A 15444-nucleotide genomic window follows, 5' to 3' on the forward strand; every position below is an offset into this window, starting at 1 on the left:
TTCCGAGTAATTTGGTCAAGTATTCTAGCAAAGATCCCGGGGACAGTGCGAGCGGAAATCCCACAGCCCACGCGAGCGGCAATATCTGTTAAGATTGCGGGCTTTTTACAGGCCGGTCGCTGCTGCACCGGTGTCTCGACAAACAGGTACAGACATGGCTCCGGATATCCACTCAGACCACCCACTTGCTGCGGCCCTGCGCGAGCGCATCCTGATCCTGGATGGCGCCATGGGGACCATGCTGCAGGCGGAGGGGCTGGAGGAAGCGGACTACCGCGGTGAGCGCTTTGCCGATCACCCCGGCGACCTGAAAGGCAACAACGATTTGCTGTGCCTCACGCAGCCAGCCATCATCGCGCGCATTCAGAAGCGCTACCTTGAGGCCGGCGCCGATATCATTGGCACCAATACCTTCAACAGCACCCGAGTCGCGCAGGGCGACTACGACCTGTCGGAACTGGCGGCAGAGTTGAACCTCGCCGGGGCACGCATCGCGCGGCAAGTTGCCGATGAAATGACCGCACGCGATCCTGCCAGGCCGCGATTTGTCGCCGGCATACTGGGGCCAACCCCCCGCACCGCGTCCATTTCCCCCGATGTGAACAACCCGGGTGCGCGCAACATTCGTTTTGATGACCTGGTCGCCGACTACAGTGAGGCGACCCGTGCCCTCATAGAGGGCGGTGTCGACCTGATCATGATCGAGACCATTTTCGACACACTGAATGCCAAGGCCGCCATCTTCGCCGTCCAGGGTGTGTTTGCCGAAAGGGGCCAGAGCCTGCCCCTGATGATCTCGGTGACGTTTCCGGATACCAGCGGCCGGGTGCTGTCCGGGCAGAGTCCGGAGGCGTTCTGGAACGCTATCGCCCATGCCCGCCCGCTCATCGTGGGCAGCAACTGTGGGCGCCGTTTCAAGGAGATCCGGCCGTTTCTCGAGGAGCTGTCCTCGGTCGCCGAATGCTATTTCAGTGCCCACCTGAACGCCGGGCTGCCCAATGCCTTTGGCGAATACGATGAATCGCCGGAGGACATGTACGAGGATTTTCGCGGCTTCGCAGAGCGCGGCTTTCTCAACCTGGCGGGGGGGTGTTGCGGTACCACGCCCCACCACATTGAAGCCATTGCACGGGCTGTGCGGGACGTGCCGCCGCGCCCGCTGCCCCAGCGTCCCCCTGCCTGTCGGCTGTCGGGCCTGGAGCCGTTCAACATCGACGCCAACAGCCTCTTCGTCAACGTGGGTGAACGCTGCAACGTTACCGGCTCCGCCGCTTTCAAGCGCCTGATCCTGTCCGGGGACTACGAAGCGGCGCTGGCCGTGGCGCGCACCCAGGTGGAAGACGGGGCGCAAATCATCGACGTCAACATGGACGAAGGCATGCTCGATGCCGAGCAGGCCATGGTGACCTTTCTGGACCTGGTTGCCGCAGAGCCCGACATCTCACGCGTACCGATCATGGTCGATTCCTCCAAATGGTCGGTCATCGAAGCCGGGCTCAAGTGCATCCAGGGCAAACCGGTCGTCAACTCCATCAGCCTGAAGGCGGGTGAGGCAGAATTCATCGAACAGGCGACACTCTGCAAACGCTACGGCGCAGCGGTGGTGGTGATGGCCTTTGACGAGGACGGCCAGGCTGACAGCCTTGAGCGCCGCAAGGCGATTTGCCAGCGCTCCTGGGACCTGCTGGTCGACCGGGTCGGATTCAATCCCAACGACATTATTTTCGATCCGAATATCTTTGCGGTCGCCACGGGTATCGAAGAGCACAACAACTATGCCGTGGAGTTCATCGAAGCCACGCGCTATATCCACGAGCACCTGCCCGGAGCCTTGATCTCCGGGGGTGTGTCCAACGTGTCCTTCTCATTCCGCGGCAACAATGTGGTGCGCGAAGCCATTCACTCGGTGTTTCTCTACCACGCCATCCGTGCCGGCATGAACATGGGTATTGTCAATGCAGGGCAGCTTGCCGTGTACGACGAGCTGCCCGCCGAGCTCCGCGACGCCGTTGAGGACGTCATCCTCAATCGCAACGAGAACGCCACAGAGCGGCTGCTGGAACTCGCCGAGATCTACCGTGACAGCGGCAGCGGCAGCGCCCGCGTGGAAGACCTCAGCTGGCGCGAGGCCCCGGTAGCGAAACGTATCGAGCACGCCCTGGTCAAGGGTATCAACACCTGGATCGTGGAGGACGCCGAGGAAGCCCGGCACGCCTTCGAGCGGCCGATCGAAGTGATTGAAGGCCCGCTGATGGACGGTATGAACGTGGTCGGAGACCTCTTCGGCGACGGCAAGATGTTTCTGCCGCAGGTGGTCAAGAGCGCCCGTGTCATGAAACAGGCAGTGGCCTACCTGCAACCTTACATCGAGGCGGAGAAAACCGAGGCCACGCAGACCAATGGCAAGATTCTCATGGCCACGGTCAAAGGGGACGTGCATGACATCGGCAAGAACATCGTGGGCGTGGTGCTGCAGTGCAACAATTTTGAGGTGATCGACCTTGGCGTCATGGTGCACTGCGAAAAGATTCTCCAGGTCGCCCGTGAAGAGCAGGTGGATATCATCGGCCTTTCCGGCCTCATCACACCGTCCCTGGATGAGATGGTACACGTGGCCAGCGAGATGCAGCGGCAGGACTTTCACGTGCCGCTGATGATTGGCGGCGCGACCACCTCGAAAGCACACACCGCGGTGAAGATCGAGCCGCGCTACAGCAATGATGCCGTGGTCTATGTGCCTGACGCCTCCCGCAGCGTTTCCGTTGCCACGGCCCTGCTGGGGCGTGGAAAAGCGCAATTCATCGCCGAGCGGCGCGATGAGTACGCCCAGGTGCGTGAGCGGGTCGCCAACCGCCAGCCACGCACGCGCCAACTCGCCTACGAAGAAGCCGTCGCCCGTGCACCGGCGCTGGACTGGGACAACTACACTCCGCCCCGCCCCAGCTTTCTGGGCACGCGGGTACTGGAAGACTTCCCGCTGGAGAAACTGGTCGAGACCATCGACTGGACACCGTTCTTCATTTCCTGGGAACTGGCGGGCAAATACCCCCGCATTCTCGAGGACGAGGTTGTCGGCGAGCAGGCCCGCTCACTGTTTGCCGACGCCCAGGCGATGCTGGACAAACTCATCAGCGAGAAACTGATCACCGCCAGTGCGACCCTCGGATTCTGGCCCGCCAATCGCAACGGCAGCGATGACATCGACCTGTTTACCGATGAGAGCCGCAGCGAGGTCCTTGCCACCCTGCACCACCTGCGGCAGCAAATGGACAAGCCCAACGGGGAGCCAAACCTGTGCCTGGCCGACTACGTCGCACCGCCGGGTGCGGCAGCGGACTATGTCGGGGCCTTTTGCGTCACGACCGGGCACGGCGTCGATGCGCTGTCGGAGCAATACCTGGCGGAGCACGACGATTACAACAGCATCCTGCTGAAGTCACTCGCCGACCGGCTGGCCGAATCCTTTGCCGAGTATCTGCACCGCTGGGTGCGCACCGAACTGTGGGGCTATGCGCCCGGGGAGGCGCTGAGCAACGAGGACCTGGTGCGTGAGCGCTATCGTGGAATCCGGCCCGCCCCGGGCTACCCCGCGTGCCCGGATCACACCGAGAAAGCGACCCTGTTCGACCTGCTGCAAGCCCCGGCAACCTGCGGCGTGACCTTGTCGGACAACTACGCAATGTCACCCGCGTCGGCGGTCAGCGGTTTCTATTTTGCACACCCCGAGGCGCGCTACTTTGCGGTAGGCAAGATCAGCCGCGATCAGGTCAACAGCGTGGCGCAGCGCAAGGGTATGAGCGTGGATGAAGTGGAACGGTGGCTGGCGCCGGTACTGGATTATTGACCCCTCAACAAGCACATCAACACGGAATAAAGGAGTCGACAGGCATGTCTGAGCCGGCAGAGACGCGGCAAGCACCCCCGGGCGAGAGCAAACACAAGGCACCCCTGCGTCCCTGGCAGGTGATCAGCAGCGTGTTTGCCGCTGGACTGGGGGTACAGAGTAGTCGCAACAGGGAGAGGGATTTCAGTCAGGGCCGGATCGGCGTGTTTATCGCCGCCGGCCTGATATTCACGATTCTGTTTATTATTGCCGTGGTAGCTGTGGTGCATATCGTAATCAGCAGTGCCGGCTAACCCGGCATGGCGGCAAGCCACAGGTACAGTGCAAACACCACGATGCTGATGATGGCCGTGGCGGCGATGGCGTCTGCCACCCCGTCATTCTGGTTCGTGGATCCGGACATAGGTAGCGCTCCTGAGAAGTCATGGTTACCGGCCAAGCCGGGGTCTGGCGCCCGCGATTATAGCAGGAAACCCCGCCTTTCCAACGGATTCAGGCCCGCCGCCGGTGCTGCCGCGGGCGTGCCCCGCGGGCCGCGATTCACGTTCTAAACTTATAAAAAATCAGCATAATTCGGCGCAGCGCTTTCTGGTAAGGTAGCGCCTCGCAAATCTGGCGGCAGGTGACAGGGCCCATCGATGTATATTTACGACCAGTACGATCAACGCATTGTCGACGAGCGCGTGGCGCAGTTCAGGGACCAGACCCGGCGCTATCTGGCGGGTGAATTGAGCGATGCGGAGTTTCTGCCGCTGCGCCTGCAGAACGGTCTCTACGTGCAGCGCCTGGCACCCATGCTGCGCATCGCCGTGCCCTACGGGCTGCTGAGCAGCGCCCAGGTACGCAAGCTGGCACACATTACGCGCCACTACGACAAGGGCTACGCCCACGTCAGTACGCGCCAGAATATCCAGCTCAACTGGCCGGTCCTCGAGGAGGTGCCCGACATTCTGGCGGAGCTGGCCAGTGTGCAGATGCACGCGATACAGACCAGCGGTAACTGCATTCGAAACACCACCACAGATCAGTTCGCCGGCGTCGCAGCGGATGAACGGGAGGATCCCCGCCCCTGGTGCGAGATCATTCGCCAATGGTCAACCCTGCACCCTGAATTCGCCTTCCTGCCGCGCAAATTCAAGATCGCGGTGTGTGCCAGCGAACAGGATCGCGCCGCGATCCACGCCCACGATATCGGCGTCGAGCTGCTGCCCAACGCAGCGGGCGAGCTGGGCTTCAAGGTGCTCGTGGGCGGCGGCCTTGGGCGCACCCCGGTGATCGGCTCGGTAGTCTGCGAATGGCTGGAAAAACGCCACCTGCTCACCTACCTGGAGGCCATCCTGCGGGTCTACAACCAGCACGGTCGGCGCGACAACAAATACAAGGCCCGTATCAAGATACTGGTGAAGGCCATGGGCGTTGAGGCTTTCCGCGACGCCGTTGAGGCCGAGTGGGCGCAACTCAGGGATGGCCCCAGCACGCTGACAGAGGACGAGGTGACGCGCGCAAAGTCATTCTTCACCAGCCCACCCTATGCGGACATCGACGGCAAAGACGCCGGGGAAGCACTGGCCGCGCGTGCCGCCGCCGACCCCATTTTTGGCAACTGGCTCACCCGCAACACCCACCCGCACCGCGTACCCGGGTATCGCGCCGTGACCATTTCCCTGAAGGCAACGGGGATTGCCCCGGGGGACATCACGGACCGTCAGCTGGACCTGCTGGCGGATCTTGCCGACAGTTACAGCTTTGGCGAGCTGCGCACCACCCATCAACAGAATATGGTGCTGGCTGACGTTGAGGAAACCGCCCTCTACAGTCTCTGGCAGCGCCTGCAGAAGGCCGGTTTGGCAACCGCCAATATCGGCTACCTGACGGATCTCATCTGCTGTCCCGGGGGCGACTACTGCTCCCTGGCCAACGCCAAATCCATCCCTGTGGCGGAGGCGATCCAGGCGCGGTTCGAAGATCTCGACTACCTCTACGACCTGGGCCCGCTGGAACTCAACATCAGCGGCTGCATGAACGCCTGTGGCCATCACCACATCGGGCACATCGGCATCCTCGGCGTCGACAAGAAAGGTGCCGAGTTCTATCAGGTCAGCCTGGGCGGCAGCCAGTCCAAGGATGCCGCAATTGGCAAGATTCTCGGCCCGTCATTCAGCCAGGATGCCATCCCCGACGTTGTGGAAAACCTGCTCGCGACCTTTGTTTCCCTGCGGCAGGGCGATGAAACCTTCCTCCAGACCTACAACCGGGTCGGGATTGAGCCATTCAAGGAGCGCGTCTATGCCAAAGCTGATTAAACAGGACACCATCTGCAGCGACGACTGGCTGGCGGCGGATGCAGCGTCAGATCAGGTGGCGCAACACCACTTCCCTACCCTGCCGCAGTGGCGGGCAGCCACAGGGCGCACACTGCGTACCGTGCAGCTGCAACCCGGGGACGTTGTCGCGGAGCTGGCCGACGCGCTGGACACACTGGATATCATTGCCGTGGACTTCCCGGTATTGACCGATGGCCGCGGATTTTCCTACGCGCGTGACCTGCGGGAACGTGGCTATCGGGGAGAGTTGCGCGCTACCGGCCATTTTATGCCCGACCAGGTGCATTACCTCCGCCGCTGCGGCTTCGATGCCTTCCAGCCCGCTGATGACTCGCGCATCGAGGAGTACCTGCGGCAGTCACGGGTGTTCTCCGAGCAATACCAGGCGAGTGTTGACCAGCCGCTACCGCTGTTCCGTCGTCGCGAGGCCCAGGCCGGCTAGAGCATGCTCTCGGGCACAATGAACGACAGCGTGCCCACCACGAAGCGCTGCCACCAGCTGGTTTTCGGCTCATGCGCCAGGGGCTCGCTGCCGGGCAGCGCCGGGTCCAGCCAACGCAGGTCCCCGTCATCGTCGAGCACAACCGCATAGGCGTTCTGCGCCACCACACGTTCAAAGGCCTCGCGCATCTGTGCCGCCAGCGACGCATTGTCGATGATGATCCCCATTTCGGTGTTCAGGGCGACTGATCTGGGGTCCAGGTTAAAGGAGCCGACAAACAGGTGTTCCGCATCGGCTCCCAGCGTTTTGGCGTGCAGGCTGGCGGCTGAAGACCCGGTCCAGCGTTTGTTCCTTTCCTGCTCTCCGGGCTCCGGCTTGAACTCGAACAGCGCCACGCCGGCCTCCAACAGGGCCTTGCGATAGCGCATATAGCCCGCGTGAACCAGGCCGACATCGTTTGCCGCCAGGGAGTTGGTCAGGATGCGTACGTCGATATCACGCTGTTCCAGGTCGGCGAGAAAGCCGACCAGCGCATCGCCGGGGACGAAATACGGCGACACGATGAGCACTTCCCGGGTCGCTCCCTGCAGCATCGGGACCAGCTGGGGCGCAAGGTGGGTCTCCGCGTTCACCTCGCGATTCAGTGGCTTGTTCGGATCATCGAAGATGACCGTGGCCGCTCCCCAGACAAACTGCAGCTGATCCAGCTGCAATTGCTCCAGCCAGGGCGACGCCTGAATGGCCCTGACATAGTCGGAGCCCATCGCCGTACGAGCCACCGCTTCGAACGCCTCGCGCGCAGCCGGGAGCCGCTCGGCGTCGATATCGTCCTCGCGCGCAAACGCCGCCATGGGGTAAACCACATCACTGTTCCAGTATTGGTCAAACATAGCGGACACCGCGCCCACAACCGGTCCTATTGCGAGCACATCGAGATCGGAAAAGGCCGTGTGCGCCTGCGCATTGAAGTACTCATTGCCGATATTGCGCCCGCCCACCACGGTCAGCAGATTGTCGGCCGTGAGGGACTTGTTGTGCATTCGGTGATTCAGTCGGGACAGGTCTGAGGCGAAACCGAGACCGCGGTTGCCGCGGTAGGCAAACGGGTTATACACCCGGACCTCGATATTCGGATGGGTGTCGAACTGGCTGAGAAAGGTGTCCTTGCCGGCGGTATCCAGGTCATCCAGCAGCAACCTGACGCGCACACCGCGATCGGCGGCCCGCAACAATTCACCGGCCAGCAGTTGCCCGCTGGTATCGTCGTGCCAGATGTAATACTGCACATCGAGGCTGCGCTCGGCGGCGCGAATGAGTCCCACGCGCGCAACAAAAGCACGCATACCCTCGGCGAGGGGAATGAAGCCGGAAAGCCCATCGCTGTCCGGAGCCTGCCACTGGGCAGACAATCGGGCCAGCCTTGTATCGCCGGTATCCGTAATCGTGTGGCTCACCGGCTTGGCGTAGCTGTCTGGCGCCGGCAGGCTCGCGCAGCCGGCCAGCGACAGCAGCAAGGTGGAAAGCACGAGACGCCGCCAGTGCTGTCGGGGGACGCGTGTACTATGAGAACTCAGCATTCGGTGCTGCATGCACTCAGGCTCCGGAGGCGACGGACAGGCCCTTGATTGTAACGGCCCAGCCCGCGTGTGCAATGGCCGCGGGCAGGAGACGCAAGCCCCCCCTGCCGCGGCGGCTCTCAGGACAGCCGCTGTTTGAAATCCTCGTAGTCGAACTGGCGCACGATCTCCAGCGCATCCGTTGACGAGTTCCACAGGGCAATCGCAGGCAACCGGGTACCGTTGAAGGTTGAAGTCTTGACCATCGTGTAATGGGCCATATCCTTGAACACCACGCGCTGCCCTATCTGCAGCGGTGTGGGGAAGCTGTAGTCGCCGATCACATCCCCGGCGAGGCAGGTCAGCCCACCCAGACGGTAGCTGTGGGGCAGAACCCCCGGCGCCTCCGCACCCATGACTTCGGCCCGATAGGGCATTTCCAGTGTATCCGGCATATGACAGGTCGCCGAGCAGTCCAGAATCGCCTGATCCATGGCGTTCCAGGTCAGGTCCAGCACTTCACTCACCAGCACGCCACTGCCGATGGCGACGGCCTCACCGGGCTCAAGATACACCTGCACCGCGTGGCGCACCGCGAAATCGCGAATACAGCGAATCAGGTCGTCGACCTGATAGTCGGGCCGCGTGATGTGGTGGCCACCGCCGAAGTTGACCCACTCCATGCGCGGCAGCAAATCGCCGAACCGGGCCTCTACAGCTTCCAGGGTACGCGCCAGCGGCGGGAAGTCGTGTTCGCACAGGGTATGAAAATGCAGGCCGCTGATGCCCTCCAGGCTGTCGACATCCAGCTGCGAGCGCAGAATACCCAGGCGCGAACCCGGTGCGCAGGGGTCATAAATCGGCACATCGCCCTCGGAATGCTCCGGGTTGATGCGCAGCCCGAAGCGCAGCGTAGGCCGACGCCGCTGCGCCTCAAGGCACAGTGGCCTGAAGCGCAGCCATTGCGCGCAGCTGTTGAACACCACGTGGTGGGCGATATCCAGGATCTGCCGCAGATCCGCTTCGTGGTAGCCGGCGCCAAACACATGGACTTCACCGCCGTAGTGTTCATGACCCAGGCGCGCCTCGTGCAGTCCGCTGGCGCAGCTGCCGCTGAGATAGCGGGCCGTGAGCTCTCCCAGTCGCCAGCAGGAAAAGGCCTTCAGCGCTGCCAGCACCTTGGCACCGCTGGCGTCAGCCACGTGCTTGAGGATGGCGAGATTGCGCTCAATCGCCACCTCATCAATCACGTAGCAGGGGGACGGGAGCCGTGCCAGGTCCAGTTTGCTGAAGTCGGTGAATTGCAGTATCTGCACGTTACAGGTCCCGACCCGTCACCACATCCAGCCGGAACCCTGGATCCAGTTCCACCACTTGCCAGGGCAGGCCGTAGAGGTTCATGTCCGACATGAACGGGTCCGGGTCGCGCTGTTCGACATTCCAGACGCCCGGTTCACGCCAGTGACCCTCGAGAATCATCTTTGCACCGATAACGGCAGGCACACCGGTCGTGTAGGAAATGGCCTGGGACTGGACCTCGCGATAGCAGGCTTCGTGGTCGCAGATGTTGTACAGGTACATGACGCGCTCCTTGCCATCCTTGGTACCACGCACGATGCAGCCGATGCAGGTCTTGCCCTTGGTACGTGGCCCCAGGGTCGACGGGTCAGGCAACAGCGATGCCAGAAACTGTATCGGGATGATCTGCTGCCCCTGGAATTCCACAGGCTGTATACCCGTCATACCGACATTTTCCAGCACTTCAAGGTGCTTCAGGTAGTTCTCCGAGAAACTCATCCAGAACTGGGCGCGCTTCAGCCCGGGAAAGTGCTTGCTCAGGGACTCCAGTTCTTCATGGTACATACGGTAGATATTGAAGCTGCCAACCCCATCGGGGCACTCGAAGCGGGCCTGCTTGGACATCGGCGGCGTGGTGACAAACGCACCATTTTCCCAGTGGCGACATTCAGCACTGACTTCGCGGATATTGATTTCCGGATTGAAGTTGGTGGCAAACGGATAGCCGTGATCCCCCCCGTTGACATCGATGATGTCCAACTCGTGAATCTCGTCGAAGTAATGCTTTGCAAGATAGGCCGTGAATATATTGGTCGCGCCCGGATCAAAACCGCTGCCCAGAATGGCGGTCAGGCCCGCATCGCGAAACCGGTCCTGGTAGGCCCACTGCCAGTGATACTCGAACCTGGCCGTATCCGGTGGCTCGTAATTGGCGGTGTCGAGGTAGTGGACACCGGCAGCAAGGCAGGCATCCATGATGCTCAGGTCCTGATACGGCAACGCAACGTTGATCACCAACTCGGGCTGCTCGCGCTGCAAGAGCGCAGTCAGTTCGGCCACGTTGTCGGCATCCACCTGAGCAGTACGAATCGGGCGCTCGATCTGGGCGGCAATCGCCTTGCACTTCGCTTCCGTGCGGCTGGCCAGCAGGATATCGGTGAAGACAGTGGGCAACTGGGCACATTTGTGGGCGACAACCGCGCCCACGCCCCCTGCACCAATGATAATGACTTTGGACATAACCGTGCTCCTGTATGACTGACGGGTTCAGTGATGCTCGAAATACGTATAGCCCTGCAGGCTTTCCCGGAACGCACGCAGGATCTCCTGGCGCTCCGCCACCGAGATGCGCCCGCTGCGAACCGCACTTTCGGCGACCTGGCGGAACTGTTCCTGCATATGCTTGGGCTCGTACTCTACATAGCTCAGCACGTCGGAAATACTGTCACCGTGGAACTCGCGGGCAAAGTCGAAACTGCCATCCGGGTTGATCGTGACATTCACCACGTTGGTATCGCCAAACAGATTGTGCAGGTCGCCGAGGGTCTCCTGGTAGGCGCCCACCAGGAAAACGCCGAGAATGTAATCCTCGTCTTCGCGCAGTGGGTGCAGCGGCAGGGTTTTGGAGGTACCTGCGGGCAACGAGAAATTATCGATCTTGCCGTCGCAATCACAGGTCAGGTCAGCGAGCATCGCTTCACGACTGGGCGACTCCTGCAGCCGATGCAGCGGCATGATCGGGAACAGCTGGTCGATAGCCCAGATGTCCGGCAGGGACTGAAACAGGCTGAAATTCCCGTAGTAGATGTCCGACAGGACTTCACTCAGGTTTTCCAGCTCGGGCGGCACCCGGGCCACGCCGGGCAGAATCTGGGCGATGCGCTGCAACACAGCCAGGCAGATATCCTCTGCCATGGCGCGTTCACGCAGGCTGGCCTGACCGTGATTGAACATGTCCCGCACTTCATCACGGTAAAACAAGGCGTCGTTATAGCACTCCTGGAAATTTGCATCGCTCACCACCCGCAACACTTCCTGAATGTGTTTCAGCGGCTCGACGCAATCGGCGCCGATGGTTGCAGGCAGGTCCATCGGCTCGCAACTGCGCACATCCAGCACATTGAACAGCAACAACGACGAATAGGCGACGGTGGCGCGCCCGGACTCGGAAATGATCACCGGATGCGGTATCTCCAGAGGGTCGAAGGTCTCGCGAATACTCTCCACAATATTCACGCAGTATTCTTCCAGCTGATAGTTCATGCTGTGCGTACTGTTGGTGCGCGCGCCTTCATAGTCCACCGCGAGACCGCCGCCCAGGTCGAGGTAGCCCATGGCTGCCCCCTCCTCTACCAGCCCCGCATAGTATCGACAGGCCTCCAGAACACCGTTGCGCACATTGCGAATGTTCGGCACCTGGGATCCGAGGTGACAGTGCAGCATCTGCAGGCAGTGCAGCATACCCGCGGCACGAAGCTCATCGACAACTGCGATCAGCGCAGCGGTGGACAGGCCGAAAATCGAGCGGTCGCCGCTATCCTGGCTCCAGTGTCCATCAACCTTGACGGAGCTCTTCATGCGCACGCCGATCAGTGGCTCAACGCCGAGTACCCGGCTGCGCTCGATGATCATGCGCAGCTCGCTCAACGATTCGAGGACGAAAAAGCAGGGATAGCCCATGCGGCGTGCGTACAGACCGAGATCGATAAACTCGGAGTCCTTGTAGCCGTTGCATACCACCAGGCTTTCGGTATCCCGCAGCTGGCTCAGGGCGATGGTCAGCTCCGCCTTGCTGCCGGCCTCGAAGCCGTGATGGTAGCGGCTGCCGTAATTGGCAATTTCTTCAATGACATGACACTGCTGATTGACCTTTATCGGGAACACACCGCGGTAGACGTTGTTGTAGCCACCGCTGGCGATGGCGTCGGCAAACGCCTCGTTGAGCACCTTGATTCGGTGATCCAGCACGTTTCGGATGCGCAGCACCGCCGGCATTTCCAGATTGCGCGCGCGCATGCCGGCAACGATATCCATGAGGGAAACGGTGGTGTCTGCGTCACCGGTAGTGACCGTGACCTGCGCCTCGCCACTGTCGGAGATACTGTAGTAGCCTGCGCCCCAGGCATTGATACCGTAGAGTTCCGCACTGTCGGCGGCACTCCAGTCCTGCTCGGGCTGTGCTGAATCGGTCATGGTCCTCCTGGGCTCCTGTCGGGGTGCACGCGGAGGTGTGGACTCCTCAGGTGCAACGATTGGGCAAAAACAGCATAAGGTACAAGGGTAGTGAAAACGGCGCCGATTCTAAGGCGCTGCGAAGCAAACGCAAGGGGAATTTGCCGCCGGATCCACGAAGGACAGCCTAACAGGCCAGGGCGGTGTTTTGGTAGTTTTCAACCTGCCATCAGGGCGACCGTGACAGTAGACCGCGAGACACACTATATTGGGCGCAATTGTGGAAGTCAGCCAACATGTCCCCACCTGAACAAGCCACCGCCAGAAGCGAGACTGCACTGCAGATTGAAACGACACGCCCGGACGATCTCGACGCCCTGCTGCAGATTGAGCACGACTGCTTTCGTACCGACCGTCTGTCGCGGCGCAGTTTCAAGCGCTGGTTGCGCCGCCCGGACTGCGTGTTTCTCGTGGCCAGGGATTCTGCCGGCCTGGCCGGATACTGCCTGGTGATACTGCGCCAGGGTACCCGGCTTGCTCGCCTGTACTCGCTTGCCGTTGCTCCAGACCGTCAGGGCCGGGGGGTAGCGCGCCAGCTGCTGCAACAGGCCGAAGTTGACGTGCGCAGCACCGGCGCCCTTTACCTGAGACTCGAGGTCGCGGCCAGCAACACAGCTGCCATACGCCTCTATGAGCAGCTCGGTTACACCCAGTTCGGGCACTACGACGATTACTATGAAGATCACAGCGATGCCCTGCGCATGGAAAAATGCGTGCGCGCCTACCAGCCCGAGAATGCGCCCCGTACGCTGCCCTGGATTGCACAGACAACGCCGTTCACCTGCGGGCCCGCTGCCTTGATGATGGCCATGGCGGGGCTGGATCGGACCTACCAGCCCTCGCCTCTGGAGGAAATCGAAATCTGGCGCGAGGCCACGACGATCTTCATGACCTCCGGCCACGGTGGCTGCCACCCGCTGGGCCTGGCGCTGGCGGCCCATGCGCGAGGCTTCCACAGCGAGGTCTGGGTGAACACCCCCGGCCCCCTGTTCATCGAAGGTGTGCGCGACGACAACAAAAAAAGGGTAATGAGCCTGGTGCACGACAGCTTCGTCAGCCAGTGCGCGACTCGCGGCATTACCGTGCACTATCAGGACCTCGAGCAGGAGCGCCTGCTGGACATGTTCAATGCCGGTGTCAACATCCTGATACTGATCTCCACGTACCGCCTCGACAGCAAAAAGGCGCCGCACTGGGTGGTGCTGTCGGGGTACGATGAAGCCTGCTTCTATGTGCATGACCCTGAGCTGGACGACCTCGGGACGCCGCGGGCGAGCCGGGACGACAACAAGGCGCCGCTGGACTGTCAGTACCTGCCCATAGCACGCGAAGAATTCGCTGCCATGAGCCGCTTTGGCGGTAATCGGCTGCGGGCGGTGGTGGCGGTCGGGGCCGCCGGGCCAGGTGGCAATGAGCGCTGATCCCCAGTACCTGGCGCTGGTCAGGACACTCTCAGACCGCATTGTCGAGGCGCAGCGGCCCATCCGCATCCTGGACGCCATCAAATGGAACGCAGCCATCCGCCGTGAGTTCTTCGCCAGCGGCTGCCGGGAGCTGCCGCGTATTGATGCCGCATTCTATCAACAGCAGAATCCGCTGGATTTTGAACCGGGCGCCAAACGTGCGGAGTTTCAGGAGATCGAACGCGACATCGCGCGCAAGCTCGGGCAACTCAATCCCCTGGCGCAGATCATGCGCCGTATGTGCCGCGAGTATCGCAGCGTTGTACAACTGCTGGAAGTTCGGGGGCAGCCTGAATTTGGCCAGATATCCGAGGACCTCTACGGCTCTTCATCGGATGTTTTTCACGCCGGCGACCCCACGCTGGCGGACCTCGGCACCGCGATGGAGGCAACCCTCATCAACCTCCTGCAAAACACGTCCATGCAGGAGGCCCCCAAGACCATACCCGCTGTGGACGCGGTGGCGATGCTCAACGAACGCCTGCTGCAGGCATTCCCGGACGCCGGCATCCGCGTGTTGCTCAACGACCAGATGACCGCCGATGCCGCCGCGGGCTCTGACTACCTCAAGATCCGCAGCGATGCGATGTTCAATGCACTGGATATCGATGTACTGGAAGTCCACGAGGGCTGGGTGCACCTCGGCACCACGCTGAACGGCACGGCACAGCCTGCCTGTACGTTCCTCAGCAAGGGCACGCCGTCCGCCACCACCACCCAGGAAGGCCTGGCCGTGCTGACCGAGATACTCACCCTGCGCTCCAGCCCATCGCGACTCTACCGGCTGATCAACCGGGTCCGGGCCGTGACACTGGCAGAGAACGGCGCAAATTTCCTCGAGGTCTTCAATTACCTGCAGGACCACAACATGAGTGCCGATGACAGTTACAGTATCGCGGTGCGCGTGTTCCGTGGCAGCACGCCGGAGGGTCGCCCCTACACCAAAGACCTCGCCTACATGCGCGGCTTCGTGCAGACCTACAACTTCCTGCGCCTGGCGATGAGCACCGGGAAGCTGGATACCCTCCCGGTCCTGTTTTGCGGCAAAATCCTGCTGGAAGACATCAAGGACTGGCGCCTGCTCATCGATGAGGGCGTCGTCGCGGGGCCGCGCTTTCTCCCCCCACATTTCGCGGACCTGACCGGGCTCGCTACGTGGATGAGCTTTTCCCGCTTTATCGCCTCGCTCAACTTTGACCAGTTGCAGGCGGATTACGGCGCCCTGCTGTAAAACCGGCAGTCCCGGGCGTCACGATTGCCTGCAGCGGGGAAACTCGACATCATT

The 15444-nt window shown here is 61.6% G+C and carries 11 protein-coding genes; 6 read left to right on the forward strand and 5 right to left on the reverse strand.

Translation table 11 applies throughout. The annotated features are described in order from the left end of the window. Positions 1 to 154 precede the first annotated feature (154 nt). Positions 155 to 3844, forward strand: a complete 3690-nt coding sequence (gene metH / locus AACZ17_RS04055; protein ID WP_290739486.1) for a methionine synthase — start codon at positions 155 to 157, stop codon at positions 3842 to 3844. A 44-nt stretch (positions 3845 to 3888) separates the two neighbouring features. Beyond that, positions 3889 to 4137: a DUF2970 domain-containing protein gene (locus AACZ17_RS04060; protein WP_290739489.1), complete on the forward strand. Its 249-nt coding sequence runs from the start codon at positions 3889 to 3891 to the stop codon at positions 4135 to 4137. Here AACZ17_RS04060 and AACZ17_RS04065 read toward each other — a convergent pair. Further along, positions 4134 to 4247 (reverse strand): methionine synthase, encoded by a 114-nt coding sequence (locus AACZ17_RS04065; protein ID WP_290739492.1) that lies wholly within the window; start codon positions 4245 to 4247, stop codon positions 4134 to 4136. The genes AACZ17_RS04060 and AACZ17_RS04065 overlap by 4 nt on opposite strands. A 235-nt stretch (positions 4248 to 4482) precedes the next feature. Here AACZ17_RS04065 and AACZ17_RS04070 point away from each other — a divergent pair, with 235 nt between their 5' ends. Beyond that, positions 4483 to 6147, forward strand: coding sequence for a nitrite/sulfite reductase (locus tag AACZ17_RS04070; RefSeq protein ID WP_290739495.1), 1665 nt, complete (start codon positions 4483 to 4485; stop codon positions 6145 to 6147). Further along, the gene (locus AACZ17_RS04075; RefSeq protein WP_290739498.1) at positions 6131 to 6610 is read left to right on the forward strand and encodes a DUF934 domain-containing protein; all 480 of its coding nucleotides are present in this window, start codon (positions 6131 to 6133) and stop codon (positions 6608 to 6610) included. Before AACZ17_RS04070 ends, AACZ17_RS04075 begins: the two co-directional genes overlap by 17 nt. On the opposite strand, the gene AACZ17_RS04080 is transcribed toward AACZ17_RS04075, so the two are convergent. The 4 genes from AACZ17_RS04080 to speA all read right to left on the reverse strand — a co-directional run bounded on the left by AACZ17_RS04080 (position 6607) and on the right by speA (position 12657). After that, a complete protein-coding gene (locus tag AACZ17_RS04080; RefSeq protein ID WP_290739501.1) occupies positions 6607 to 8136 on the reverse strand; it encodes a phospholipase D family protein in 1530 nt (509 codons plus the stop codon). The genes AACZ17_RS04075 and AACZ17_RS04080 overlap by 4 nt on opposite strands. 170 nt (positions 8137 to 8306) lie before the next feature. Next, positions 8307 to 9482 carry a carboxynorspermidine decarboxylase gene (gene nspC / locus AACZ17_RS04085; RefSeq protein WP_290739504.1) on the reverse strand — a complete coding sequence of 392 codons (1176 nt, stop codon included), beginning with the start codon at positions 9480 to 9482 and terminating at the stop codon, positions 8307 to 8309. A 1-nt stretch (position 9483) separates the two neighbouring features. Beyond that, the gene (locus AACZ17_RS04090; protein WP_290739508.1) at positions 9484 to 10704 is read right to left on the reverse strand and encodes a saccharopine dehydrogenase family protein; all 1221 of its coding nucleotides are present in this window, start codon (positions 10702 to 10704) and stop codon (positions 9484 to 9486) included. A 27-nt stretch (positions 10705 to 10731) separates the two neighbouring features. Beyond that, positions 10732 to 12657 (reverse strand): biosynthetic arginine decarboxylase, encoded by a 1926-nt coding sequence (gene speA / locus AACZ17_RS04095; RefSeq protein ID WP_290739511.1) that lies wholly within the window; start codon positions 12655 to 12657, stop codon positions 10732 to 10734. Between the two features lie 275 nt (positions 12658 to 12932). Here speA and AACZ17_RS04100 point away from each other — a divergent pair, with 275 nt between their 5' ends. Next, positions 12933 to 14117 carry a GNAT family N-acetyltransferase/peptidase C39 family protein gene (locus AACZ17_RS04100; protein WP_290739513.1) on the forward strand — a complete coding sequence of 395 codons (1185 nt, stop codon included), beginning with the start codon at positions 12933 to 12935 and terminating at the stop codon, positions 14115 to 14117. Next, positions 14107 to 15390: a flavohemoglobin expression-modulating QEGLA motif protein gene (locus tag AACZ17_RS04105; RefSeq protein ID WP_290739516.1), complete on the forward strand. Its 1284-nt coding sequence runs from the start codon at positions 14107 to 14109 to the stop codon at positions 15388 to 15390. The genes AACZ17_RS04100 and AACZ17_RS04105 overlap by 11 nt, the downstream gene beginning before the upstream one ends. Positions 15391 to 15444 lie beyond the last annotated feature (54 nt).

It is taken from the genome of uncultured Haliea sp. (assembly GCF_963973825.1).
GTDB lineage: Bacteria > Pseudomonadota > Gammaproteobacteria > Pseudomonadales > Halieaceae > Haliea.

Excerpts from the sequence above, each read along its gene's own strand:
- AACZ17_RS04060 (WP_290739489.1), top strand. The coding sequence starts at position 3,889 with ATGTCTGAGCCGGCAGAGACGCGGCAAGCACCCCCGGGCGAGAGCAAA.
- AACZ17_RS04090 (WP_290739508.1), bottom strand. The coding sequence starts at position 10,704 with ATGTCCAAAGTCATTATCATTGGTGCAGGGGGCGTGGGCGCGGTTGTC.
- speA (WP_290739511.1), bottom strand. The coding sequence starts at position 12,657 with ATGACCGATTCAGCACAGCCCGAGCAGGACTGGAGTGCCGCCGACAGT.
- AACZ17_RS04065 (WP_290739492.1), bottom strand. The coding sequence starts at position 4,247 with ATGTCCGGATCCACGAACCAGAATGACGGGGTGGCAGACGCCATCGCC.
- AACZ17_RS04075 (WP_290739498.1), top strand. The coding sequence starts at position 6,131 with ATGCCAAAGCTGATTAAACAGGACACCATCTGCAGCGACGACTGGCTG.
- metH (WP_290739486.1), top strand. The coding sequence starts at position 155 with ATGGCTCCGGATATCCACTCAGACCACCCACTTGCTGCGGCCCTGCGC.
- AACZ17_RS04105 (WP_290739516.1), top strand. The coding sequence starts at position 14,107 with ATGAGCGCTGATCCCCAGTACCTGGCGCTGGTCAGGACACTCTCAGAC.
- AACZ17_RS04100 (WP_290739513.1), top strand. The coding sequence starts at position 12,933 with ATGTCCCCACCTGAACAAGCCACCGCCAGAAGCGAGACTGCACTGCAG.
- AACZ17_RS04070 (WP_290739495.1), top strand. The coding sequence starts at position 4,483 with ATGTATATTTACGACCAGTACGATCAACGCATTGTCGACGAGCGCGTG.